The 24,299-nt window shown below is 59.5% G+C and carries 25 protein-coding genes; 21 read left to right on the plus strand and 4 right to left on the minus strand.

The features are described 5' to 3' along the window. Positions 1–104 precede the first annotated feature (104 nt). The gene (locus ABIE13_RS14465) at positions 105–575 is read right to left on the minus strand and encodes a phasin family protein (RefSeq protein ID WP_354444572.1); all 471 of its coding nucleotides are present in this window, start codon (positions 573–575) and stop codon (positions 105–107) included. 235 nt (positions 576–810) lie between these two features. Between ABIE13_RS14465 and rfbB the strand changes: the two genes are divergently transcribed. Genes rfbB through ABIE13_RS14520 form a run of 11 tightly spaced genes read left to right on the plus strand, consistent with a single transcriptional unit; the run spans position 811 to position 10,740 of the window. Then, a complete protein-coding gene (gene rfbB / locus ABIE13_RS14470) occupies positions 811–1,884 on the plus strand; it encodes a dTDP-glucose 4,6-dehydratase (RefSeq protein WP_354444574.1) in 1,074 nt (357 codons plus the stop codon). Further along, positions 1,881–2,780 carry a dTDP-4-dehydrorhamnose reductase gene (rfbD, locus tag ABIE13_RS14475; RefSeq protein WP_354444575.1) on the plus strand — a complete coding sequence of 300 codons (900 nt, stop codon included), beginning with the start codon at positions 1,881–1,883 and terminating at the stop codon, positions 2,778–2,780. Before rfbB ends, rfbD begins: the two co-directional genes overlap by 4 nt. A gap of 16 nt (positions 2,781–2,796) precedes the next feature. After that, complete coding sequence (rfbA, locus tag ABIE13_RS14480; RefSeq protein WP_354444577.1) at positions 2,797–3,696, plus strand: glucose-1-phosphate thymidylyltransferase RfbA; 900 nt, start codon at positions 2,797–2,799, stop codon at positions 3,694–3,696. A 20-nt stretch (positions 3,697–3,716) separates the two neighbouring features. Further along, a complete protein-coding gene (locus ABIE13_RS14485) occupies positions 3,717–4,820 on the plus strand; it encodes a DegT/DnrJ/EryC1/StrS family aminotransferase (protein WP_354444579.1) in 1,104 nt (367 codons plus the stop codon). A 5-nt stretch (positions 4,821–4,825) separates the two neighbouring features. Continuing rightward, positions 4,826–5,788 carry a glycosyltransferase family 2 protein gene (locus ABIE13_RS14490; protein ID WP_354444581.1) on the plus strand — a complete coding sequence of 321 codons (963 nt, stop codon included), beginning with the start codon at positions 4,826–4,828 and terminating at the stop codon, positions 5,786–5,788. Positions 5,789–5,790: 2 nt separating this feature from the next. Further along, the gene (locus tag ABIE13_RS14495; protein ID WP_354444583.1) at positions 5,791–6,540 is read left to right on the plus strand and encodes a WxcM-like domain-containing protein; all 750 of its coding nucleotides are present in this window, start codon (positions 5,791–5,793) and stop codon (positions 6,538–6,540) included. Between the two features lie 9 nt (positions 6,541–6,549). Continuing rightward, entirely contained in the window at positions 6,550–6,930 is a 381-nt protein-coding gene (locus tag ABIE13_RS14500; RefSeq protein WP_354444585.1) for a GtrA family protein, read from the plus strand. After that, positions 6,927–8,777: a hypothetical protein gene (locus tag ABIE13_RS14505; RefSeq protein WP_354444586.1), complete on the plus strand. Its 1,851-nt coding sequence runs from the start codon at positions 6,927–6,929 to the stop codon at positions 8,775–8,777. Before ABIE13_RS14500 ends, ABIE13_RS14505 begins: the two co-directional genes overlap by 4 nt. A gap of 14 nt (positions 8,778–8,791) precedes the next feature. Further along, a complete protein-coding gene (locus tag ABIE13_RS14510; RefSeq protein WP_354444587.1) occupies positions 8,792–9,382 on the plus strand; it encodes a GNAT family N-acetyltransferase in 591 nt (196 codons plus the stop codon). Positions 9,383–9,404: 22 nt separating this feature from the next. Further along, a complete protein-coding gene (rfbC, locus tag ABIE13_RS14515) occupies positions 9,405–9,962 on the plus strand; it encodes a dTDP-4-dehydrorhamnose 3,5-epimerase (protein WP_354444589.1) in 558 nt (185 codons plus the stop codon). Positions 9,963–9,978: 16 nt separating this feature from the next. After that, a complete protein-coding gene (locus ABIE13_RS14520) occupies positions 9,979–10,740 on the plus strand; it encodes a glycosyltransferase family 2 protein (protein WP_354444591.1) in 762 nt (253 codons plus the stop codon). Positions 10,741–10,755: 15 nt separating this feature from the next. On the opposite strand, the gene ABIE13_RS14525 is transcribed toward ABIE13_RS14520, so the two are convergent. Beyond that, positions 10,756–11,826, minus strand: a complete 1,071-nt coding sequence (locus tag ABIE13_RS14525; RefSeq protein ID WP_354444593.1) for an AI-2E family transporter — start codon at positions 11,824–11,826, stop codon at positions 10,756–10,758. A gap of 101 nt (positions 11,827–11,927) precedes the next feature. Between ABIE13_RS14525 and ABIE13_RS14530 the strand changes: the two genes are divergently transcribed. The 5 genes from ABIE13_RS14530 to ubiB all read left to right on the plus strand — a co-directional run bounded on the left by ABIE13_RS14530 (position 11,928) and on the right by ubiB (position 16,421). After that, complete coding sequence (locus ABIE13_RS14530) at positions 11,928–12,344, plus strand: DUF971 domain-containing protein (protein WP_354444595.1); 417 nt, start codon at positions 11,928–11,930, stop codon at positions 12,342–12,344. A 70-nt stretch (positions 12,345–12,414) separates the two neighbouring features. Next, positions 12,415–13,149, plus strand: a complete 735-nt coding sequence (gene ubiE / locus ABIE13_RS14535; RefSeq protein ID WP_354444597.1) for a bifunctional demethylmenaquinone methyltransferase/2-methoxy-6-polyprenyl-1,4-benzoquinol methylase UbiE — start codon at positions 12,415–12,417, stop codon at positions 13,147–13,149. Positions 13,150–13,202: 53 nt separating this feature from the next. After that, complete coding sequence (locus tag ABIE13_RS14540; protein WP_436278417.1) at positions 13,203–14,201, plus strand: Tim44 domain-containing protein; 999 nt, start codon at positions 13,203–13,205, stop codon at positions 14,199–14,201. An 85-nt stretch (positions 14,202–14,286) separates the two neighbouring features. After that, positions 14,287–14,856, plus strand: coding sequence for a ubiquinone biosynthesis accessory factor UbiJ (locus tag ABIE13_RS14545; protein ID WP_354444599.1), 570 nt, complete (start codon positions 14,287–14,289; stop codon positions 14,854–14,856). Beyond that, entirely contained in the window at positions 14,853–16,421 is a 1,569-nt protein-coding gene (ubiB, locus tag ABIE13_RS14550; RefSeq protein WP_354444601.1) for a ubiquinone biosynthesis regulatory protein kinase UbiB, read from the plus strand. The genes ABIE13_RS14545 and ubiB overlap by 4 nt, the downstream gene beginning before the upstream one ends. A 57-nt stretch (positions 16,422–16,478) precedes the next feature. Here the strand turns inward: ubiB and ABIE13_RS14555 are convergent, their stop codons facing one another. Further along, positions 16,479–17,378: a LysR family transcriptional regulator gene (locus ABIE13_RS14555; RefSeq protein ID WP_354444603.1), complete on the minus strand. Its 900-nt coding sequence runs from the start codon at positions 17,376–17,378 to the stop codon at positions 16,479–16,481. Positions 17,379–17,489: 111 nt separating this feature from the next. Here ABIE13_RS14555 and ABIE13_RS14560 point away from each other — a divergent pair, with 111 nt between their 5' ends. The 3 genes from ABIE13_RS14560 (at position 17,490) to ABIE13_RS14570 (ending at position 19,922) form a co-directional block, all read left to right on the plus strand. Next, positions 17,490–18,326 carry a DODA-type extradiol aromatic ring-opening family dioxygenase gene (locus tag ABIE13_RS14560; protein WP_354444605.1) on the plus strand — a complete coding sequence of 279 codons (837 nt, stop codon included), beginning with the start codon at positions 17,490–17,492 and terminating at the stop codon, positions 18,324–18,326. A 354-nt stretch (positions 18,327–18,680) separates the two neighbouring features. Beyond that, positions 18,681–19,085 carry a hypothetical protein gene (locus tag ABIE13_RS14565; RefSeq protein ID WP_436278423.1) on the plus strand — a complete coding sequence of 135 codons (405 nt, stop codon included), beginning with the start codon at positions 18,681–18,683 and terminating at the stop codon, positions 19,083–19,085. A 21-nt stretch (positions 19,086–19,106) separates the two neighbouring features. Further along, positions 19,107–19,922 (plus strand): DUF2145 domain-containing protein, encoded by an 816-nt coding sequence (locus ABIE13_RS14570; protein ID WP_354444609.1) that lies wholly within the window; start codon positions 19,107–19,109, stop codon positions 19,920–19,922. Positions 19,923–19,985: 63 nt separating this feature from the next. Here ABIE13_RS14570 and ABIE13_RS14575 read toward each other — a convergent pair whose 3' ends face one another. Next, entirely contained in the window at positions 19,986–21,653 is a 1,668-nt protein-coding gene (locus tag ABIE13_RS14575; RefSeq protein ID WP_354444611.1) for an ankyrin repeat domain-containing protein, read from the minus strand. Positions 21,654–21,841: 188 nt separating this feature from the next. On the opposite strand from ABIE13_RS14575, the gene ABIE13_RS14580 reads away from it, so the two are divergent. Further along, positions 21,842–22,372 carry a hypothetical protein gene (locus ABIE13_RS14580; protein ID WP_354444613.1) on the plus strand — a complete coding sequence of 177 codons (531 nt, stop codon included), beginning with the start codon at positions 21,842–21,844 and terminating at the stop codon, positions 22,370–22,372. Between the two features lie 290 nt (positions 22,373–22,662). Then, positions 22,663–24,108 carry a sodium:solute symporter family protein gene (locus ABIE13_RS14585; RefSeq protein ID WP_354444615.1) on the plus strand — a complete coding sequence of 482 codons (1,446 nt, stop codon included), beginning with the start codon at positions 22,663–22,665 and terminating at the stop codon, positions 24,106–24,108. Positions 24,109–24,299 lie beyond the last annotated feature (191 nt).

A 24,299-nucleotide genomic window follows, 5' to 3' on the forward strand; every position in this document is an offset into this window, starting at 1 on the left:
CAAGATACGCGTATGAGAATCTAGGCCACGCTGGTGACCATTGGTTGCGGGTGTCTGGCGAAACTCGGTGTGGAGACCGCGGTATCAGGGCGTGACAACACGCCCTAATCCTTTTGGCGGCTCCTGCCTGGCGCTTTGGCAGCCGTCGTCTTATCAGTCTCGTTGGCCCTTTCCAGGGCGTCCAGACGCTCGGACAACCGCTGCAGATCGGCGGCGGTTGGCAAACCAAGGCGCTCCAGCGCGCGGGCCACTCGTTGTTCGAAGATGCCTTCAAGCTTATCCCAGCGGTCGGTGGCCACGCTGCCCGCACGGGAGGCCAGTTCTTCGATGCGCTGCGTGGCTTCGGACATGCGCTCCTGGGCCATGGCCTGCGTTTTGCGCTGCATGGAGATGCCGTCGTTGACCAGCGCCTCGAAAGCTTTGGTTCCCTCGGCTTGAGCCTTGGCGAAAGCGCCCAGGCCCGCCAACCATATATTCTGGTGCGCGGCTTCGCCGGCATCCGTGTCGGAGGCGGCTCCCTCAGGAACTTCCGGATTTTCGTTAGAGGGTGTAGAGCCTGATTTTCTCGTGACCATGGGTGAATCTCCTGCGCTTGCGCACAATGCGGAGGCCGTCCTGTGCGGGTGGAAGCGAATGACGCTATGGCATCAACCTGGGATTATCGCGCCGGGCCTTCCCCGGATCATGAAATAATTGCTCGCTTTTACATCACACTGTACGGCGGCAACCGCTTCGTACTCTGCATTCCGGGCCAAAGCCCTGTTTGCATAGTATCGCAGGGTAGCGCTCGCTGTGTTGGGGCATATATTTATGATTCTCGTTACCGGCGGTGCCGGGTTCATCGGCGCCAATTTCGTGCTCGACTGGTTGGCTGGGAGCGATGAGCCCGTCGTCAATCTTGATAAATTGACGTATGCCGGCAACCTGGGCAACCTGGCCTCGGTGCAGGACGATCCGCGTCACGTGTTTGTTCAAGGTGATATTGGCGACACTGCGCTCCTCGATGGGCTGCTCAAGCAGCATCGCCCGCGAGCCATCGTCAATTTTGCTGCTGAAAGCCACGTGGATCGCTCCATCCACGGGGCTGAAGACTTCATCTTCACCAACATTGTGGGCACTTTTCGTTTACTGGAGGTCGCACGGTCTTACCATGCGGCGCTGATCGAGCCTGAAAAAGCCGCCTTTCGCTTCCTGCACGTGTCCACTGATGAGGTCTACGGCTCGCTGACGCCGCAAGCCCCGGCGTTCAAGGAAGACCATGTCTACGAGCCCAATAGCCCGTATTCAGCCAGCAAGGCGGCCAGTGACCACCTCGTTCGTGCCTGGCACCATACGCATGGTTTACCGGTGTTGACTACGAATTGCTCCAACAATTACGGTCCGTATCATTTTCCCGAAAAGCTGATACCGCTCATGATCGTCAACGCGCTGGCCGGAAAGCCCTTGCCCGTCTACGGTGATGGACAGCAGGTACGCGACTGGCTTTACGTGAAGGACCATTGCAGTGCCATTCGGCGGGTGCTTGAGGCCGGGCGTTTGGGCGAGACCTACAACGTGGGTGGCTGGAATGAAAAAGCCAATCTGAGCATCGTCCATATCGTGTGTGACTTGCTCGACGAGCTGTCTCCTCGCCGTGATGGCGAGAGCTATCGCACCCAGATCACTCATGTCACGGATCGTCCCGGCCATGATCGTCGCTACGCCATCGATGCGCGCAAGATCGAGCGTGAACTGGGCTGGAAACCGGCAGAAACCTTCGAAACCGGCATTCGCAAGACGGTACAGTGGTATTTGGCCAATCCAGAGTGGGTGCAGAGTGTGCAAAGCGGCTCTTACCGGGATTGGGTGGCAACGCAATATGGCAGCACAGGGGCTGGCGCTTGAGTTCAAAAATTCTGCTGCTGGGGAAAAACGGCCAGGTTGGCTGGGAGTTGCAACGCGCGCTGGCACCGCTGGGACACGTGACGGCGCTTGATCGCAGCGGGGCGGATGGCCTGTGTGGCGACCTCGCGGATCTGGAAGGTATTGCTGGGGCCGTACGCCAGTTGAAGCCGAATGTCATCGTCAATGCAGCCGCCCATACGGCCGTAGACAAGGCTGAAAGCGAGCCTGAGTTGGCGAATCGCTTGAATGCCGAGGCGCCTGCTGTGCTGGCTCGCGAGGCCGCTGCGCTGGGAGCCACTCTGGTTCACTACAGCACAGACTATGTATTTGACGGTACTGGCCAGGTGCCCTGGCTGGAAGACCATCCTACGGGTCCCTTGAGTGTCTATGGCCAGGGCAAGCTGGCCGGAGAGCAGGCCATTCGCGAAAGTGGCTGCTCTCATTTGATATTTCGCACCAGCTGGGTGTATGCAGCGCGCGGCGGAAACTTCGCCAAAACCATGCTGCGTCTGGGTGCGGAACGTGAACGCCTCACTGTGATTGATGATCAATGGGGCGCCCCCACGGGCGCTGACCTGATTGCCGACGTGACCGCGCACGCCATTCGCCATCTGCGGTCCAGGCCCTCGGATGCCGGTACCTATCATCTGGCGGCCAGCGGTTTTACCACCTGGTTTTCTTATGCGAAGCACGTGTTCGATACAGCCCGCAGCGTGGCTCCCAGCAGGGAGCTCGCTGTGAAGGATATCGTGCCCGTGGCGACCGAGGCTTTTCCTCTGCCGGCGCCGCGCCCCCGCAATTCCCGCCTGAACACGCAGCGCCTGCAATCCACGTTTGACCTTGTGTTGCCGCCGTGGCAACAAGGTCTCGAGCGCATGCTGGCTGAAATCCTCTAAGCAAAACAACAACGATATGACCCAACGCAAAGGCATCATCCTGGCAGGCGGCTCCGGCACGCGTCTGCACCCTGCTACCCTGGCCATCAGCAAACAATTGCTGCCGGTGTATGACAAGCCCATGATCTACTACCCGCTGACGACGCTTATGCTGGCAGGTATTCGTGACATCCTGATCATCAGCACGCCGCAGGACACGCCGCGCTTTCAGCAATTGCTGGGAGACGGCACGCAGTGGGGGATGAATCTCCAATACGCTGTGCAAGCCAGCCCTGATGGCCTGGCCCAGGCCTTCATCATTGGCGATAAGTTCGTGGGCAACGCGCCGAGTGCCCTTGTGCTTGGGGACAATATTTTCTATGGCCATGACTTTGAGACACTGCTGGCCAAAGCCGACTCAGAGCCAGACGGTGCTACCGTGTTTGCATACCACGTGCACGACCCTGAACGCTATGGCGTGGTGGAGTTTGACAAGCAAGGCAAGGCTGTTTCCATAGAGGAGAAACCGGCCCAACCCAAGTCCAGCTACGCGGTCACGGGGCTTTATTTCTACGACAAGCAAGTGGTCGACATCGCCAAGGCCGTCAAGCCAAGTGCGCGCGGAGAATTGGAAATCACTGCCGTCAACGATGCTTACTTGCAACGCGGCCAATTGAGCGTGCAGATCATGCAGCGGGGCTATGCCTGGCTCGACACCGGCACGCATGAGAGCCTGCTCGAAGCGGGGCAATTCATCGCCACGCTGGAGAATCGTCAGGGTCTGAAAATCGCCAGCCCGGAGGAAATTTCCTGGCGCAGGGGTTTTATAGATGCTGCCCAACTGGAGCGTCTGGCGCAGCCTTTGGCCAAGAGCGGCTATGGGCAATACCTGCTGCAGCTGCTGAATGAAGCCACGCCTGCGGGTGGGCGAGCCTGATGTCTGCGCCCGCAGCGACCATGAACGTCCCATTGTTTTGCGCTGCCTCGGCGGGGCAGGGCCTGGATCTTCCTGCGCTGCTGTCAGAGGTGGTCGAGAGCCAGCGCTACATACTTGGCCGGCATGTTCAGGTTTTCGAAGAGGCTTTTGCCGCTTACCTGGGCGTGCCGCATGCCATTGGCGTAGCCAATGGCACAGACGCGCTCGAAATCGCGATGCGTGCACTGAAGATGGGCCCCGGAAAGCGTGTGCTCAGCGTGGCCAATTCAGGCTTTTACGCCAGCACAGCCATTCGCTGCCTGGGCGCGCAGCCGGTATATGCCGAGATCGACCCCAACACACTCAATTTGTCGCCCGAGGCGCTTGCCAAAGCGCTGGCTGAGCAGCGTATTGACGCGGTAGTCGTGACGCACCTCTATGGCCGACTGGCTGACATGACGTTGATCGCGCCCATGTGCCGAGAGGCTGGCGTGGCGCTGATAGAAGACTGCGCCCAAGCGCATGGCGCCCGTCATGCCGGCCGCTTGGCTGGAGCTTGGGGCGACGTCAGTTGCTTCAGTTTCTACCCCACCAAGAATCTGGGCGCCCTGGGTGATGGGGGTGCACTGGCCACTCGCGATGCCGCGCTGGCCGAGCGCCTGCGCGCGCTGCGTCAGTACGGTTGGGGTGCGAAATATGAAGTGGCGCACGAGGGTGGGCGCAACAGCAGGCTGGACGAATTGCAAGCGGCAGTATTGGCTGCCAAGCTGCCTTTGCTCGACGCATCCAATGCGCGCCGGCGTGCCATTGCGGCGCGCTATGGCGCTGCGTTTGCGCACTTGCCCTTGCAAGCGCCACTGGCGGACGGTGAAGATTACGTCGCGCACCTTTACGTGGTGCGTAGCGCGCGGCGCGACGCTCTGCGGGCTCATCTGGCGTCCAGAGGCATTGCTAGCGACGTGCACTATCCGGTGCCAGACCATCGCCAGCCTGTTCTGGGGTCCACGCAGGCCGATGTGCAATTACCTTTGACCGAGCTTGCATGCGCCCAGGTGCTCACATTGCCGTGCTTTTTGGGCATGACGGATGAGCAAGTGGAGCACGTGATCGCTGCGGTGCTCAGCTTTCATGATGGCATGGCGTGAACACCATGAGTGCGCGCGATCTGAGCCTCATCATCCCGGTTTACAAGAACGAGGCTTCGATTCCCGATCTGCTGGCGGCGCTGCGCGGGCTCGATGAGAGCCTGAACGGTCGGCTGGAAGTGGTGTTCGTGATTGATGGCAGCCCCGACCGATGCTATGAACTGCTGCGCGCCCAACTGCCTGCTTGCCCCTTCGCGGCCAAACTGGTGCTTTTGTCGCGCAATTTCGGATCGTTCTCGGCGGTTCGCATGGGCTTGTCCCATGCCACCGGGACCCTGTTTGCAGTGATGGCCGCTGATCTGCAAGAGCCGCCGGAGCTGGTCTCCCAGATGTTTGAGGTCCTGGCCTCCGGTGAAAAAGATGTGGTCGTCGGTGTGCGCGCTGCGCGTGGCGACCCTCTGCTACAGCGCTGGCAGGCCCGTCTTTTCTGGTCATGCTACAGGCGTTGGGTGGTTCCGGAAATGCCTGCAGGTGGCGTGGACATCTTCGCGTGCAACCGGGCTTTCCGCGATGCGCTGCTAGGGCTGGAAGAAAGCCGGAGCTCACTGATTGCTCAGATTTTCTGGCTGGGCTTCCGACGTCAGGAAGTGTCCTACGAGCGGCAGGTGCGCCAGCACGGCACTTCGGCATGGACCTGGCGCAAAAAGGTCGCTTACCTGGCCGACAGCGTGTTTTCATTCACAGACCTGCCCATTCGCTGGCTGCTCCTGGTGGGTAGCTTGGGGGTGGTTGCGGCGGTGGCTCTGGGCGTCACGGCCGTCGCCGGAAGGCTCCTTGGGTTGATTGCCGTACCGGGCTATGCCATGACCCTGGTCGCGATTCTTTTCTTTGGAGCGTTGAACCTGCTCAGCCTGGGCATTGTGGGCGCGTATGCCTGGCGGGCGTATGAAAACACCAAGCAACGCCCGCAGGCCGTGGCCTTGTCGGTGCAGTCTTTTCAACCTCCGGCCCAGCGCGGCGCATCCTGACCATGACCGACGCCACCATACACCCTTCCGCCGTTGTCCTGACCGATGCCATTGGCCTCGGTGCCCAAGTGGGGGCGCTGGCCTGCGTGGCCTCTGGAGCTGTGCTAGGCAAGGCCGCACGAGTGGGGGAGGGCGCGGTGGTCTGCCCAGGGGTGCGCATAGGCGATCACGCACGCGTGGCACCGGGGGCGGTGGTCACGCACGATGTGCCCGCCAATGCCCTGGTGCAGGGACACCCGGCCATCATCGTCGGCTATGTGGATGCGCCTAGTCGAGGTACCGAGAAACTAACAAGTGCCCTGCCCAGTAGCGTGCCAGGTGTGAGCGAAAGTGCGGTGCGGGGTGTGCAGCTTCATCATCTGCGCGAAGTGCCAGACCTGCGGGGCTACCTCTGCGCCGCGGAGTTCGATACGAATCTGCCCTTTGTTCCGCACCGTTGCTTCTGGGTCTACGCTGTGCCCAATCAACAAATCCGTGGTGAGCACGCCCATAAGCTTTGCGGGCAGTTTCTAGTAGCGGTCACCGGCAGCCTCAGGGTGGTCGCCGATGACGGTGAGCGCCGTGAAGAATTCTTGCTGGACAAACCCAACCTTGGCCTCTATCTGCCTCCCATGACTTGGGGAATTCAGTACGGCTACTCTGAGAATGCGGTCTTGATGGTGCTGGCGTCGGATGCCTATGACCCGCAAGACTACATTCGCGACTACTCCGAGTTCCAGCGCCTGGCGCATGGCGCGGCGCCTCCACGCTAGAGTTCGCGAGTGAGTCTGTTTGCCACCCTGCCGCGTTATCTGGTGGCCGGCGCCGTCAATACGGCGATCGGCTACCTGCTGTACCTTGCGCTTTTGCAGGTGACGAGCTATCGCATGGCTTATGTGATGTCCTTTGTAGCCGGTATCGGTTTGTCCTATCTGCTGATGCGCTTTGCTGTTTTTCGTAAGTCCGGCAGGCGGTTTTCGCCTCTGTGGGTCGCGGCCAGTCACCTGACGCAATTGGCTCTGGGGTTGGCGGTGGTTGAGTTTTGGGTGAGCGTGCTCGGTGGTCCGCCTGCCTTGGCCGCGCTTGCTGCGGTGGTAGTTTGCGTGCCTCTCATGTTCCTGGTGCAGCGCTGGATATTCTCCAGCGGAGGGAGTGCGCCATGATGCGAACGCTTTTCCTGCGCCTGTGTTGGCTCATCCCGTTAGCCATGCTGGCCGCCAATGCGCTGGCCTGGCTGCGTTATGGCACGGACTTTCCGTTTTTCGATGACTGGCGCGCCTACGCCACCGGCGACATCGAGTCTTTCAGCCCGTCTCGCCTGTTCCAGGTGGTCAACAACACCATGTCGCCGGTGGGTTTTGCGCTAGACACCCTGGCCCAGCGCTGGCTCGACGGGAACACGGTCGCCTATCAGTTGCTGTCCATGCTTGTGGTGCTTGGCGGGCTGCTTTGGCTGCAGTGGAAGCTGCTCGAGTGGTCTGTGGCCAGCGCACTGGTGCGAGCCGTCGCCTTCGCATTCACGGTGTTCATGCTTCAGTCTTCCTCTTATTGGGGTGAACAGAATCTGGCCTACCACCAGGCGCTACCACTGCTTTTCCTGCTGGCCGCGCTCTATGCTGTTCTGGTGAGCAGGCTGCAGCCGTGGGCGCTGGCAGGCGTCGTTGCCGCGCTCGCACTGCTGGCGGGCTTTTCCTATATTTCCGGTGCGGTGGCCACGGTGGTGATGGGGGTGATCCTGTTGCTGCGTGTGCGCTGGGGTGGTGGTGATCAGGCCTTGAAATCGCGGGTTTGGCGAAGTGCCCTGGTGCTGGTGTCGGTGGGGGGCTTGACCACGGCGATTCAGTTTTACGCCACGCGCCTTGTGGGCGGCAGCGATCGCTCCGAAGCATTTCCTGTGCGTTGGCCCTATCACCCGGATTTTTGGGTCTACATGCTGGGCAAGGTCGGCAGGAGCGCGGGAAATGCCTTTCAAAACGCAAGTGTGGAATTGGCCTTTGCATGCGCCCTTTCAGCCCTGTTGATCTTCGTCCTTCTGGCATTCGGAAAGCGTTTGATCGCGCGCGATGACGTCACCATCGACAGGCTCTCCTACGTGCTCCTTCCGGTGGCCGGAGCGGTGCTGGTGTATTTGTGTCTGGTGTCCTTTGGCAGAGCAGGTTTTCGGGACGACTCCATCCAGTCGCTGCGGGACGTGTTTCTATTTGCCTATCAGCGCTTTCATTTTTTCTGGTTGACGCTTCTTTTTCCATGGGCAGTAGCCGCGCTGTTGCTGATGGCGCGGTCCAAGCGGCAAGCCATCTCGGCGGGCCACGTCCCCAGGATTGATGTGGTGGTGGCCTGTGCGGTACTGGGCCTGGGCGCTTGGCTGGCGGGGGCGCGTGGAGTCTTTGACGTGGCAACCTACTACCAGCAAGGCGCCCAGACGCGCGCCGCCACCATTCGCTGCATGAGCGAGCAACTGGGTAGTGGCCAGCCCATCATGTGCCCTGAGTTTGCCCTGCCCGGCTGGACCGACTGGACGCCGGCGTACCTGCATGCACGGCAGATAGGCGCGTCGTTTACCAAATACTTTCCCTTGACGCCGCATGAGGCGCCTCGCCAGTGGTTGTTCCACGACGTGCCAGGCGCGCAGGCTGGGGTCAACTGGCACGATGCCAAGGCGCTCGGGGGAGGTTGGCGGCGCGGGGAATCTGATCCTCAATTGACCATTGAGAGCGATGAAGCAGCACCCTACGCGCGTTGCCGGATGCTCGACTTGCGCGTGCGCCTGAAAAGCGAACAGCCCAGCACCGCTCAAGTGTTCTATCGGCTCCCGGGTGCTGAGGGGTTCTCGGAATCTCTTTCTGTGACCAAGACCGTCGCGGCCAGTGCGCAAGCGCCGGTGGAATTGCGTTTTCTGATTGAAAGTACACAGGGTTTTGCACCTGTCCTTCGCATCGATCCTGTGCAAGGCGACATTCGCTTTATTGTGGAAGACGTGCGCTTAGCCTGCAGCCTGCAAGGACCATGAGCCAAGAATTGAGCATGCCCGCAATCAAAAAGACCGCATGGATCGATGGCCACAGACTGCGCTTGCGTCAGGCTGACGTGGAAGACGCGTCCTTCATTTTCAACTTGCGGCAACATCCGCTGCGCAATCAGCACATGTCGGCCACCTCGCCAAGGCCAGAAGACCAGATCCAGTGGCTGGAGCGGTATGCGCTGGACAATAGCCAGGCCTATTTCGTGATTGAAGCCAAAGAGAACCCTGGGCATCCGCCACGGGCCGGTGGAAGCCAACTTCTGGGTACTGTGCGCTTGTACGATGCCCGGGCGCTTTCCTTTTGCTGGGGTTCCTGGATGCTTTTGCCAGACGCGCCGCCATTTACTGCCATTGAGTCGGCGCTTATCGTCTACCGCTACGCACTGGAACTTGGTTTTCGTTCTGCGCACTTCGAAGTGCAGCAGGGCAATCTCGCTGTTTGCCGTTTCCACGAAAATTTCGGAGCGGTCCGTGTGGGCGAAGACGCTGGGCAGATTCAGTACACGCTGGACCATGAGCGCATCCTTGAGTCGCTGCATCGTTACCGCAGGTTCTTGCCTGCCGGGATCAAACGAGCCCCATTCATTCATTGAGACTGGATTTCTGGAACTAAATATGCAAGCTATCCCTACCGCCATCGACGGCGTTTTCATCCTGGAGCCCAAGGTGTTCGGAGACTCACGCGGCTTTTTCATGGAAAGCTTCAACCGTCGTGCATTCGCTGCTGCAACCGGGGTGGACCCCGAATTCGTGCAGGACAACCATAGCCGCAGCAGCAAGGGTGTTTTGCGCGGCTTGCATTACCAGCTGGAGCAAGCGCAAGGAAAGTTGGTGCGCGTCACCCAGGGACTGGTTTTCGATGTCGCGGTTGATATTCGCCAGGGCTCGCCAACCTTCGGCCGCTGGGCTGGGGTTGAACTGAGCGGTGACAACCACCGCCAATTCTGGGTGCCTGCTGGATTGGCCCACGGGTTCGTGGTGCTGAGCGAATCAGCTGACTTTCTCTACAAGACCACGGACTATTACGCGCCGCAGCACGAACGTTGCATTGCCTGGAACGACCCCGCCTTGGGAATTGAGTGGCCTCTCGCAGCGCACGGCATCACAGCGCCGCTCCTGTCGGACAAGGATAAAGCCGGCGTACCTCTGAGTGAAGCGAGCCTGTTTGCATGAGGCCTTGCACTCTGGCATGACGATCACAGTTTCGCTTATCAGCCATGGGCACGGCGATGACGTGCTGGTGCTGCTTGGTGATCTGGCGGCTCTGGAGGAGCCTGGTTTGCGCCGCGTGATTCTCACCTTGAACCAGCCAGAGCCCACGCTGGCAGCGGCTTTGAGCATCAGTCAATTGACGTTCGAGCTGATCGTGATCAAAAACGAAGTGCCGCAAGGTTTCGGTGCCAATCACAATCAAGCGTTCGCGCGCGATGCTGCGCTGGGGTCCAGTGAGCTATTTGTTGTACTCAACCCCGATGTGCGTTTTAGTGGCAACCCCCTGGACGCCATGGCACGAAGGCTGAGCCAACTGCCTACTGCGGGCGCGGCTTATCCACGTCAATTGGATGGAGCCGGCAAGTCAAGCGACAGCGAGCGCCTGCTGCCCACGCCCGCACGTCTTCTGGCTCGCTATCTGGGCGCAAGGCGGCAGGAAGTCTCTGCGGGCACTGAGCCTGACTGGGTCAATGCCGCCTGTTTGCTGGTGCGCCGCGAGGCCTATGGTCAGATCGGTGGGTTCGATGAGCGCTACCACATGTACTGTGAAGACGTCGATTTCTGTCTTCGCATGCGGCTGGCAGGTTGGGAATTGGTGCGCGCTTCTGACGCCGTCGTGGAGCATGCTGGCCAGCGCGCCAGCCATCGAAACCTGAAGCACTTGTTCTGGCACGTCAGCAGCCTGTGCAGGCTTTGGGGTTCCACCGCCTACCGCGACTGGAAAAAGTCACGCGCCTGAGCAGGGGCGGCTGCCTCAACGTTCCGATTCCAGCTTCAGGTCATCTTCCTTGTGATTGAAAAGTGCCCAGAATGCGATAAACATGGCTGCGATGGTGGGGCCAATGACGAAGCCGTTGATGCCAAACAGCGACATACCTCCAATGGTGCTGACAAGCACCAGGTAGTCGGGCATCTTGGTATCTTTGCCCACCAACAAGGGGCGCAAGACGTTATCTGACAGGCCAATCGCCAGCACACCCCACAAGACGAGGCCGACGCCAGACAAGACCGAGCCTGTGGACAGCAGGTAAATGGCAACGGGGGCCCAGACCAAGGCAGCGCCAATGGCCGGCAGCAGAGATAGCAATGCCATCACTACACCCCAGAAAACCGCTGCATGAATACCCAGAGCCCAGAAAGCCAAGCCGCCCAGAGCCCCTTGAGCCAGGGCGACCAGCACGTTGCCTTTGACCGTGGCACGAACCACGGTCGCGAATTTGGAGAGCAGGTAGCGGGTGTGCTCACGCTCCAGCGGGATGGAGTCGCGCACCATCCTGGCCAGATCCCGACCATCGCGCAGCAGAAAAAAAAGCAAATACATCATGATCACGAAGCTGACCAGGAAGTCGAAAGTGTTCTGGCCTATGGCCAGTGCATTGGTCGCCAGCATTTGCCCGCCTTGCGCCAGGCCGGCGGAGAGTCGATCAAGCACGCCCTGAAGATTCGAGAGCCCCAGACGGTCCAACCAGTCGAGCAGCCAGTGAGGCAATGCTGTCAGGACCTGCTGAAAATAGGCGCGAAAGTTGATGTCTCCGGCTTTGATCCGTTGGGTCACACCGGTGACTTCCGTAATCAGCGTGGATGTCACCAGAGCCATGGGCAAAATGACGATCACCAGGCAGAGCAGCAGCGTCGCAAGCGCCGCCAGATTGCTGCGGCCGCGCAACCTGGTGCGAATGCGCTGATAAATGGGGTCAAACATCAACGCCAGCGTCATGGCCCAGAACACCGCGCCAAAGAAGGGCTTGAGCAACCACCCAAAAGCGATTGTGATCAAGGCCAGCAGCAGCAGGAAAACAATGCGTTGTAAGGAGGGGGTGTTCATAGCGCCGCCACTATAACCTGAGGAGATCGCCGGAGATCGGCACAAGCGGGGCGAGGAGCGTCACAATCGGATGAATTACACAGTCCCTGATCAAACAAGCCATGTCCAGCCCCACCTCTACGCCAGTCTCTGCCCCCGAGACACTTGTCGTCCATGCCAAATCGCGTCTTCTTGAGCTGGCGTGGTCGGACGGAACGCGCTTTAGCATTCCCTTCGAGTTGATGCGCGTGTATTCGCCCTCTGCCGAGGTCAAAGGCCATGGTCCTGGTCAGGAGGTTCTGCAGACCGGAAAGCGCCAGGTCACCATCACCGGGCTGGATCCTGTGGGCAATTACGCCGTGCAACCGGCGTTTTCAGATGGTCACGAGTCCGGCATCTTCACATGGGAGTATCTATACTTTCTGGGTTCGCGCCAGGAACAACTGTGGCGCGAGTATGAAGAACGCCTGGCGGCAGCCGGGGTCGATCGCGATGCACCCATGATTCAACAGAGTGGCGGCGCCTGCGGCCACCATTGAATCCTGCGCGGCACATTCGACTTCGTTCGATTTCTACAGACATAACCCAACCCGAACTGCATCCCTAAAAATGGCTACCACCCACTTCGGTTACGAAGACGTCGATGAGCGAGACAAGGCGCGGCGCGTGCGCGGCGTTTTCGACTCCGTGGCGTCGCGCTACGACCTCATGAACGACCTCATGTCGGGCGGCCTGCACCGTGTTTGGAAGGCCTACACCGTCACGGTTGCCAATTTGAAGGAAGGCCATCGCGTGCTGGATATCGCCGGCGGCACCGGGGATCTGGCCCTGGCATTTTCTAAAAAGGTGGGCAGCAGCGGACAAGTGGTGCACACGGACATCAACGAAGCCATGCTCCGCACAGGGCGTGATCGCCTGGTGGATGCCGGTGTCCTGCTTCCCACGATGGTGTGCGATGCAGAGAAGCTACCTTTTCCAGACGGCTATTTCGATGTGGTCAGCGTAGCCTTCGGTCTGCGCAACATGACGCACAAGGACGCAGCGCTGCGCGAAATGGCCCGTGTGCTCAAGATAGGCGGCAAACTTTTGGTGCTGGAATTCTCCCGCGTGGCCGCACCGTTGCAAAAAGCCTACGATCTTTATTCGTTCAAGGTCCTGCCGCGCCTGGGGAAACTGGTGGCCGGAGATGACGCAAGTTACAGATATCTTGCCGAATCCATCCGAATGCACCCGGATCAAGCGGAACTAAAAGCGCTTATGAAGGTCAATGGGTTTGGACACGTGGACTATCACAACATGACGGGTGGGGTTGTTGCTCTACACGTTGGCATTAAATGCGGTTAGTCTTTGGGTACTTTACCCTTGTGTGAAAACTTAATTTAAGGAGATTCGACCACATGAAACTGTCTGCCATTGTTTCGCGCCTCTGTACCTTGCTTTTAGCAGTGGTCATGGTGGGCGCTTTCACATTCGACGCCGAGGCGCGCCGTATGGGCGGCGGAAAGTCCATGGGCCGCCAATCGAGCAACGTGACTCAGCGTGACGCCACGCCTCCGGCTGCTGCCCCCAACGCTCCAGGCCAAAACGCTGCCGCTGGCGCGGCAGGCGCTGCAGGTGCTGGCGCAGCAGCGGCTGCTCGCAAACCATGGGGTGCCATGCTGGGTGGCCTGGCCGCCGGCCTGGGGCTTGCCTGGTTGGCCAGTTCGCTCGGCCTGGGCGCAGCATTTGGCAACATCTTGCTGATTGCTCTTTTGGTCATCGCCGCAGTCGTTGTCTTCAATCTGGTGCGACGCCGCGCCAGCACCAACAATGGTTCTCTTGCCTACCAAGGCGCAGGAGCAGCCAACCCGGTGACGCCGCGGCAGTACAGTCCTGAGAAGGTCGGAAACGACGCCTCGGCTCGCCCTTGGGAAGGCCAGAACACCCGCTTTGACTCCAGTGCCGCCACATCTGGCGCGGCCGGTGGCTCCATGATCGGTTCCGGCCTGGCTGGTTCACAAAATTGGGGTGTTCCTGCGGATTTTGATATTGGCGGCTTTACCGAGGCAGCCAAGCGCAACTTCATCACTTTGCAAGACGCATGGGATCGCTCCGACATTCCTGCGCTTCGGGCGATGATGACCGACGACATGCTGACCGAGATTCAAAGCCAGTTGGCTGAGCGCGAGCGCACTGCCCCAGGTCAAGCCAACAAGACCGAAGTGGTGATGCTGGAAGCCCAGTTGCTCGGCATCGAAGAAGCTGACGACGCCTACGTGGCAAGCGTCGAATTCAGCGGCATGATTCGCGAAGATCTGTCCGCGGGCCCAAGCCCATTCCGCGAAGTCTGGAACATGACCAAGGCCCGCAACGGCCGGGGTGGTTGGTTGGTTGCCGGAGTGCAAGCACTTCAGTGATTTCTTCAGGTAGGAGGCGCGCAATAGCGTCTCTGCGGCAGGGTCTGACGCTCTGCCGCTCACCACTCGACCGATAATGGGGACTATGGCAACACAGTCCCCTTTTTCATTTCTGTCCGACGCACTCGGCAAGCTCACAGAAAAACTCTCAGCTCCGGCTTGGCTGGTGGATGAGATGCAGCACCGCTCGGTGCTGTTCTTGAACCATGTGCTGATGCAGGAACCGGAAGCCCAGGCGCGGCTTCTGAAGCAAAAGGGGCGCGTCGTCCGAATACAGTGGCGCGATTTTTCCATGCAGTTGATGGCCACGCCCGCCGGGCTCCTGGAGCTGGCCCCCGTCGCCACCCCAGACCTGCTGCTCACCGTAACCGATACCTCTCCTCTGGCAGTGGCCCAGGGCGTTCTTCGGGGAGAAAAACCCGGTGTGCGTATTGAGGGTGACGTTCAGTTCGCGGCCGAAGTCAATTGGCTGGTCGATAACGTGCGCTGGGATGCAGAGGAAGATCTTGCACGCTTCATAGGCGATGCACCTGCCCACACACTTTCGAATGTGGCGCGCAGTGCAGCGGCCGCCTTGCGGCAATTCGTCGGCAAGGCTGCTGGCGGTCCTGCGCGCTCGGACTCGGGTTCCTTTGGCGGTAAGGCTGGTTCATGAGGAGCGTGCTTCGGGCCACGACCATCGCTTGGGTGGCGTTGCGCTACGGGCTGGATGAGCTGGTTCTCACCAGTTTCCAAAAGCCGTGGCTTCGAATGATCGCGAGGATCGCCTCTGTGGGGCGAGACCTATCGGCTCCCCGCGGACAGCGCTTGCGGGAGGCGCTTGAGCGTCTGGGGCCCATTTTTGTCAAGTTCGGGCAGGTGCTGTCCACCCGCAGAGACTTGCTGGCCACCGATATTGCCGACGAGCTGTCGCTGTTGCAAGACCGCGTACCGCCATTTCCGGCCGAAGTGGCCGTAGCCACGATAGAGCGCGCATTTCGCTTGCCTATCGACCAGATTTTTGTCAGTTTCGAACGGGAACCGGTCGCAAGCGCTTCCATCGCTCAAGTGCATTTTGCTGTTCTGCGAGACGCCAGCGGCAAAGAGCGAGAAGTTGCGGTCAAGGTGCTGCGACCTGGCATGCAGAAGGTCATTGAAAAAGACCTGAACCTCATCCGCAGCATGGCGGGGTGGATTGAGAACATTTCGGCGGACGGCAAGCGGCTCAAGCCCCGGGAAGTCGTGGCGGAGTTCGACAAGTACCTGCACGACGAGCTGGACTTGGTGCGCGAAGCGGCCAGTGCAGCCCAGTTGAGACGCAACATGTCTGGTCTGGATCTGGTGTTGATCCCGGAAATTTTCTGGGACTACTGCCGTTCTGACGTCATGGTGATGGAGCGCATGAAAGGCATTCCGATCAGCCAGGTAGATCGACTGCGCCAGGCCGGAGTCGACATCCCGAAACTTGCGCGAGACGGCGTCACTATCTTCTTCACGCAGGTGTTTCGCGACGGTTTTTTCCACGCGGACATGCACCCTGGCAACATCATGGTGAGTGTGGCGCCCGAGACTTTTGGCCGCTACATTTCGCTGGATTTCGGCATTGTTGGCACGCTCACGCAGTACGACAAGGAATACCTGGCCCAGAACTTCACCGCGTTCTTCCGTCGCGATTACAAACGCGTGGCCGAACTGCACCTGGAGAGCGGTTGGGTGCCACCGGGCACGCGCGTCGATGAACTGGAGGCGGCCATACGAAGCGTCTGTGAGCCCTACTTTGACAGGCCTTTGAAGGAAATATCTCTTGGCATGGTGCTGATGCGCCTTTTCCAGACTTCACGGCGCTTCCAGGTCGTGATCCAGCCTCAGTTGGTGCTTCTGCAGAAAACCCTGTTGAACGTCGAAGGTCTGGGGCGCCAGCTTGACCCGGATCTTGATCTATGGCACACCGCCAAGCCATTTCTCGAAAAATGGATGCTGGAGCAATTGGGTCCCAAGCGTATCTGGAAAGAAGTCCGGGACCAGGCGCCTTACCTCGCCAAGATGCTGCCTGAGATGCCGCGCCTGCTGCATGGCTATCTCTCGCAGCGACCCAGCCAGGATCTGAGGCGGGAGCTTTTGGCACTCGTCGTGGAGCAAAAGCGAACCAATAGCCTTCTCAAAGTGATCGCAGTTTCCTTCCTGGCGTTCCTGCTGGCGCTGGTTGCTTTGTTTGTTTTCGCTCGCCTGAACTGGTTTTAAGTCAAACAGCATTTACCTCGCCAGGTCGCCGGCCTTTCGTGGCTGAAGCTGTTTCATTCAGCCACCCGATGTGCCCAATCTAGCCACCAGGAAATCCACCATCACCCGCACTTTGGCGGGGGGGTGCCGATTGGCGGGCCAGACGGCGTAGATGCCGCCCAATTCGTGGGGGGGATGGTCCAGCGTCAACGCAGTCAGACCACCGTTGGCGATGGCCTCATTCAGAATAAAGGTGGGGTGATAGATCAAACCCTGCCCACCTAGCGCGGCTGCCAAGAGCGCTTCTCCGCTATTGGCACGAAGATTCCCTTGCACGGCCTGGGTGATGCTGCCCTCCCGTCCGAATCGCCACAGCGTCGGTGAATTGGTGATGGAGAGGGTGTAGCCCAGGCAGTTGTGCTTGGCGAGGTCGGCGACGGTGGTGGGAGCACCATGGCGCTTGAGATAGGAGGGCGCTGCGCACAGGATCATGCTGCAATCACCCAGCCTGCGAGCTTGCAAGGTGTCGTCGTGCAGGTGACCAATGCGTACGGCCATGTCCCAGCGTTCACCCACCAGATCCACCGGGGCGTCTGTCATGCCCAGTTCCAGGCTCACGGCCGGATGCGCCTCACTGAACACAGGAATCAATGGCGCAATGTGCCGCATACCGTAGGACAGGGGCATATTCAGACGCAGTACTCCGGTGGCGCGTGTTCTCTGGGCCGTGGCAGTGGCGTCGGCTTCGTCCACATCATCCAGAATGCGCAGCGCGGCTTCCAGGTAAGCTTCGCCAGCCTCTGTCAGTACCAGTTTCCGGGTTGTCCTGTGCAGCAGCTTCACGCCCAGGCGCTCTTCCAGCGCATCGACGTGCTTGGTCGCCATGGAAGGTGACATGTCCAAAGCGCGCGCTGCGCCCGAGAGTGTTCCTGCTTGCGCCGCCAGGGTGAACACCCGCATGCTGCTCAATCTATCCACGGCAGGCTTTCATTTCGTACTCCTGGTTAAAACTGATTGGCGATTCTGGCCCTTTAAAAAGGGCCAGTCAAAGATCAAACTATGCACTGACAAGTTCCCCGAGCCATCATCATGAACACACCTTCCGACTCTTCGACATCCGTGTCCCGGATGCCCGCGTTCTACATTCCACATGGCGCAGGTCCCTGCTTTTTCATGGACTGGAACCCGGTGGACGCCTGGGACAAGACCGCTGATTTCCTGCGCAGTATCCCCGGCAGCCTGCCCGCCCCACCCAAGGCCATCTTGCTGGTGACAGCGCACTGGCTCGCGCCTCAGGTGACTCTGAGCGGTGCCGCTCAACCCGGCATGTTGTTTGACTACTACGGGTTTCCGCCCCATACCTACGAACTTCGTTATCCGGCCCCCGGCACCCCCGCTCTTGCAGAGCGCGTACGGGGCTTGCTTGCGGGCGCGCATATAGATGCGGCCGTAGACGAAGAGCGGGGTTACGACCATGGCACCTTCATCCCTCTCAAGGTGGCCTTTCCAGATGCCCAAGTCCCCGTGCTTCAAGTGTCGCTGCTGGGCAATCTGGATGCCGGGGCCCATGTCGATTACGGCCGTGCGCTGGCCCCGCTGCGAGACGAAGGGGTACTGATCATCGGCAGCGGCATGAGTTACCACAATATGCGTGGGTACGGAGATCCACGTTCCACACCCATCAGCGCCGAGTTCGATCGCTGGCTGACGGAAACTGTCGCGCTGCCCGCGCCAGAGCGCAATGCACGTTTGGCGCACTGGGACACTGCCAGCGGCCCGGCTGGCCGCCTGTCGCATCCCGCGAGGGCCGAGGAACACCTGTTGCCTCTGCACGTAGTCGCAGGCGCCGCAGGGGAGGGCGTGGGACGCAAGGTGTTCTCGGATGAAGTCATGCGAACGATGATCTCCGCCTTCAGGTTTGATTGAAGGCAAGCACACCCTCACTTCATTGCCATTTGGCAAAGCTGAAAGCTCGGAGTAAGGCGACGGCACCTCAAACACTGCCTGCGCCTATTGGATTGACCAGGCGCTGCTTCGAACGAGAGGACCACTCTTTATTGAAAAAGTATCGGTTAAAGATACTCACCATATTCCGGGAAGCGACTGATCGCACGGATGGACTTCTTTAGGGTGAAGTGGTGCAGAATTCTTTCCATGGTCAATTTCGTTCATAACAATGTGATGCAGCCCGCTTCGAGCCGCGTTTTGCCCTCTGCTTCGAACACGGTTCGCGCGCTTGGTCGCTTCCGGCGGTCGGTGTATGTCGCTGGCGCCATTCTGATGGGGGCGAGCAGCCCGACTTGGGCGCAAAGCAACGCATCATTGGGCGTGTCCTTGCTCCCCGTTGCGTCTGTGCTTGTCACCGGCGCGATTGCAGGTGCCGTCTCACGCACTGCAGTCGCTGTGCCGGTAGCCCTGGCGGTGTCTGGTGCAGTGCTGACGATCAAGGCTGTCGAAGTGTCTGCCCACGGAACGGTGTATGTGCTGGAACGCGCCAGCGATGGCGCCACGGCCAGTGTGCGTCTCAGTGAAAGAGCGCTTTCAAGTGCGTCTGCCAGTGTGGGCACCGCTTTGGTCACGACCGTCATCGCAAGCGGTACGATTTTGTCGGCAGCAGGGGAGGCTATTGCGTTCGTGCCCAATGAGGCGGGTCAAGCCTTGCTCCACAGCGAAAGATTGATCTAAGGCCAGAAAGTGGAAAAGACCTTGAAAAGTTTGTCTCGTTTTTCTGCGTCCCTGTGTGCGGCTCTCATCGCCGTGCTTGTGGCATTGGCCAGCGGCAACGCATACGCCGGACGCTCGTGCACTGCGGCCAAGCTGAGCCCGCAAGCCATTGAACGCAGCCTGACGCTTGCCCAGCAGACTGCCAGTGCGCTTGAAAATACCTACGAAAAAGACGGTACGCGCGTCGTGTTGCTGGCACGAGCCGGGCAAGATCTCACCCGCTACCAGCAGACGTGGTCGCATGTGGCTTGGGCTTATCGTTTGCCCACCGGAGGGTGGCAGGTGGTGCACAAGCTGAACGATTGCGGCTCCGACCGTTCCATGCTCATGCGCCATGGACTGGGCGAGTTCTTCCTGGACGACCTGTGGCGCCATCAGGCAGCCTGGCATACGGTGCCTAAAGCCTGGGAAGAGGCACTATGGAGTCTGCTGCAGAACAACACGCGCGTGGTGGCGATGCACGAGCCTCGCTACAGCATGGTCAGCTATGCCTGGGGCACACGCTATCAACAATCCAATCAATGGGCTGCAGAGACGCTGGCGCTGGCAGCTGAACCAGGCATGCTGAGCCGCCAACAAGCGCAAGGCTGGTTGCGACTGAAAGACTATAAGCCCGCCATTCTGGAAATCCGTGCGCTCACTCGGCTGGGAGGCAGGGCGACTGCTGCCAATATCGCTTTTGACGATCACCCTAATGCTCAGCGCTTTGCCAATCAGATTGAAACCGTGACGGCGGACTCCATGCTGGCATGGCTGGAGCGGTTGGCTCCCGGAGGCCAGGGCAGAACCGGCCTTTAGAACGGCAGGCCTCTCGGCCTTCCAATCGGAAAAGGCCGGGGCAAGGCGTCCGATCCAGGCGCCTTAAGACCCCGTCAGAATATGGAATATGTCCACGCTTGCATTTTCAACTGCTGCGCTAACTGCAGACGTCCGGTCAAAAAATTGCGCATAAGGATCTGCTCCAAGCGCCATCAGGGAGTGAACCAGGTCCCGTCGACTGGCCTGTGCGGCAGATGCCAATGCGCGGTTGAGATGTTCGAAGTAGTCTGCCTGCAGGCTGTCTGAGCCTTTTGGCGTCTGCTGTGCAATTTGCAATTCGGCAAGTTCGTCGCCTAGCCCCAGGTGGGTGGCAATGGTCTGCATCTGCTGGACTCGGGCCGACGGCTGACCTCCATGCGCCGTACCACCTTCGTCAACGACAGGTTCTGGTTTAAGCTTCTCAAGCAATTCAAGCACGATAGGAAGCGGCGCCGTGCGAGCGGCAAATTCCAGCAGGGTCAGCGGCCCTACATGGGTCACGCCCTCGAGTGATGCCGCGCCGTTCTTGACAAATGCATCACCGCGCGCATTCAGCGCGGCAATCATCAGCCTGCTGGTGTGCAAGTGTCCGGCTTCGAGTGCATGTTCCAGTCGCTGCTCCAGGTGCGCTCGATTGACATGAGTCACCGGCCAGAGGCCCCATGCTGTCAAATCGCTTCGAGAGACTCTGGCTTTGCCACCGGAGCCAATGAGCGCCTCCGCCACATGCCAACACTCGTTTTCGATGGCATTTTTCAAACTGGGAAGGCGAGCCAGGGCGTACGATGACGCTTTGAACTGCACCCCCGCCCTCAGCAAGCTATCCAGGACCTGCACGTTGCGTGGTTTCACCGCGTGGTCCAAAAGAGAATGGCCGCTCTTGTCATGGACGTTAATGTCTGCTCCCGCCGTGAGCAAGCTGTCCACCACCTCTGGGTGTCTGTTCCGTGCACCCCACATCAGCGGCGTGAGTCCGTTTCTATCGCGAAGCTCAATGTTGGCACCTGCTTCCACCAGGAGCTGCACGGTGTCTGCGTCTCCGCGCTGGACTGCCAGGGCCAATGCTGACGCTCCATCGCAGTCGCATACATCGATCTCCGCTTGAAACTCAAGCAGAAGCTCAATGGCATCACGATGGCCCTCTCGTATCGCATGAAGCAGTGGAGTGCATCCCGAGCTGTCCACCTGGTTGACGCATGCGCCGGCTCGCAGCAATTCGGTGACGGCCGGAGTAGATCCGTGACGGACCGCAAGTGTCAATGCGGCTTCACCCAACGCGTTTCTTGAGTTAGGGCTTGCGCCCGCCTGGAGCCATGCCCGCATCTCATCCAGCTGACCATGGACCGCCCTGTTGCACAGGGCTTGGGCGGTGTCATGGGGGCAAAGAGAAACAGCTATTTTGTAGGGCAGGAGGCGGATGGGACCCTTGTAACTCAAGGACGTTGTGCCCGCGATGTCACTCACCTGCGGGAAACTCGTCGTGGCCGGGGAATTGCTGTCTTCCAGATCACCCAGCTGTGCAAAAGAGTCGACGACCTCTTGAAGGCTTTCGTCACGGCCGGTTGCAAGCGATGGGCCCACCTCGGTGACACCTACCCTGATGTGGCTCTTGGACTCAGGAGCGGTGCCAGACTGTTGACTCCCCACCAAAGCGGAGTTGACGTGAGTTTGGCCGTCTATCTGTGGAAGCATCTGGAAATCCTTTCCCGTGTCCTGTACAGAATGAGTCACTTCGTGTGACTGTGAGTTCCATTCAGGTTGACTTTAGTAGCAGGTCGAGTCAATCCAAAGGCCCCCCGTATGATGGATATCTCAACTTGCGTCCATCCGGCTTTTAAATTGGCCATGACTTGTTTTGCAGTGCCCAGGCACGGTCCTCGCCAGCGCATAAGCTTTCGTGCTTCCACTGGAGCATGTGCTTGAACGCCCAGCCCATCACTCTCTCGCTTGAGTTTCAGGATGAAGTCACCTGGGTGCGGTCCATGCCGGGGTTGGAACTTTCGATTGAGCTTTCCATGCCTGTGGGAGTTGGTGCCTTGGCCCGCAACGTTCTGCGACATGCACCCCCTAGTCCGCTGGAGATAGAGCAGGCCATCGAGCTGGTAGAAGAGGCCGTCATGCCGGCCCGGGTCCGATTGCCTGCGGCCCTTCAATTGTTCAGCGCGGATCAGTTGCTATATGGCCTGGCATCCGAATTCCTTGGCGAGGGCCATCGCACTATCGCGGCGCAACACCCGTCGGGGCTGAATTTGAGTGGGCCATGGGGGTCACCTATCTGGCTGAGCATGGATGCAGTCGAGGCACTATTCAACCGCCTGATCGCTCGCTCCGAAGGGCGTCCTGAGGCGCAGGATCGTTTGCCGGTGGATAGCGCGCACTCTGCGAGATTGATCATGGTGCGAGAGCTCCTGCACCACTGGGCCCTGAGCGGTCTGAATTCCGCGGCTTGAAAGCCAGGCATTCAAAATGGGTGCAGCAGAGCACAGCCGAGTCTTTGACGGTGCTCGCAACGGAAGTCGAATGAAGATCCTCATTGCTCTGCTGTGGCGAGCGAATTCTCGGTTTTTATTTGCGTCAAAAGGTATACTTTGTCGCGATTTGAAAAGCGGGCGCAATCGCCGCTGGCCAAGTCGACTTTCCCGAATCGGCATGAGCATGGGCGTAGAGGATCCCTGACCAATGTCGCACTAGAATCCGCGTTTCCTCAAGGCTTCCCCCTACCTACTTTGGAGCGCTTGCCGTGCTGTTGACATTGGTTTTCGCCTATCTGCTGGTCACCATCGCCATCGGCCTGATTGCCGCCAAGCGGGTCAAGACGACGGTCGATTTTGCGGTCGCTGGGCGCAATCTGCCGCTCATCATGATCGTGACCACGACCTTTGCCACATGGTTCGGGTCCGAGACTGTGCTCGGCATACCGGCGAAGTTCGTCCAGGACGGGCTGGGCGGCGTGGTCGAAGATCCGTTTGGTGCAGGGTTCTGTCTGATTCTGGTGGGAATTTTCTTTGCTGCCCGGCTCTACCGGATGAACCTGCTCACCATCAGCGACTATTACCGCGAGCGCTATGGCCGCGTGATCGAGCTCGTGTGCTCTTTGTTCATCATGGTGAGCTACCTGGGGTGGGTCTCCGCCCAGGTCACAGCGCTCGGCCTCGTGTTCAATGTGCTTTCAGGCGGCGCAATCACTGTGCCGATGGGCATGACGATTGGCGTGGTTTCCATCCTGGCCTACACCTTGTTTGGCGGCATGTGGTCGGTGGCCATCACGGATTTTCTCCAGATGATCATTCTGGTCACCGGCCTCATCATTCTCGCCGTCTATGCCGGGGGCCTGGCCGGCGGCGCGGACAAGGTGATCGAGCTTGCCGTCAGCCGCGACATGTTCAATTTCCTGCCTGAACCAACCTGGCACGACATCACCTTTTTCATCGCTGCGGCGATCACCATGATGTTTGGCTCCATTCCGCAGCAGGACGTTTTTCAGCGCGTGATGTCGGCCAATAGTGAAAAAGCCGCTACCCGGGGCTCTGTCATTGGCGGCTCGCTCTACATCGTGTTCGCCTTCATCCCGATGTTCCTGGTGACCAGTGCGCTCATCATCATGCCGGATCAGGCCGCTCAACTGCTGCAAGATGACCCGCAAAAGGTGCTTCCGCGCCTGGTGATGGACAAGATGCCGTTCATCATGCAGGTGGTTTTCTTTGGTGCGCTGCTCTCGGCCATCAAATCCACGGCCTCGGCCACCATGCTGGCGCCCAGCGTCACATTCGTGGAAAACATCTGGCGTCAGTTTCGTCCGCGGACCACTGACCGGCAGGAGCTTCTGACCATGCGTATCACCGTGCTTGTATTCAGCCTGCTGGTGCTGATGTACTCCATCCGCATGCAGGGGACTTCCATCTACGAAATGGTCTCTGGCGCCTACCAGGTCACTTTGGTTGGAGCGTTTGTGCCACTGGTGTTTGGCCTGTACTGGAAGCGTGCCACTACACAAGGTGCCGTGCTTTCCATTGCCCTGGGGTGTCTCACCTGGCTGTCGCTGCTTCTCACACCCGCTGGTGAGGTGTTTCCTGCGCAGCTTGCCGGGGTGCTGGCGGCGGTGGTGGGTATGCTGGTTGGCTCATTGTGTCCCCAGGTGCTGCGAGATACGCGCTTGCCTACTCCCAAGCTTGAGGGTTCGAGCTGATAAGGTATGAACGAATCGCTTCTTCTCTTACTCCATCTTCCGTTGGGAGAGGGTGGGGCTTGGCCGGCCGACCGGTGAGGGTGAGTGGCGGTTGGTTTCACTCCCTCTCCCTCTTTCCCCCTCTCCCGCTTGCGGGAGAGGGCGGGGGTGAGGGCACGTGGCGGTTGATTGATAGCTGTGATTACTAATTA

This window comes from Ottowia thiooxydans, from assembly GCF_040548795.1.
GTDB classification, from domain to species: Bacteria; Pseudomonadota; Gammaproteobacteria; order Burkholderiales; family Burkholderiaceae_C; genus Ottowia; species Ottowia thiooxydans_A.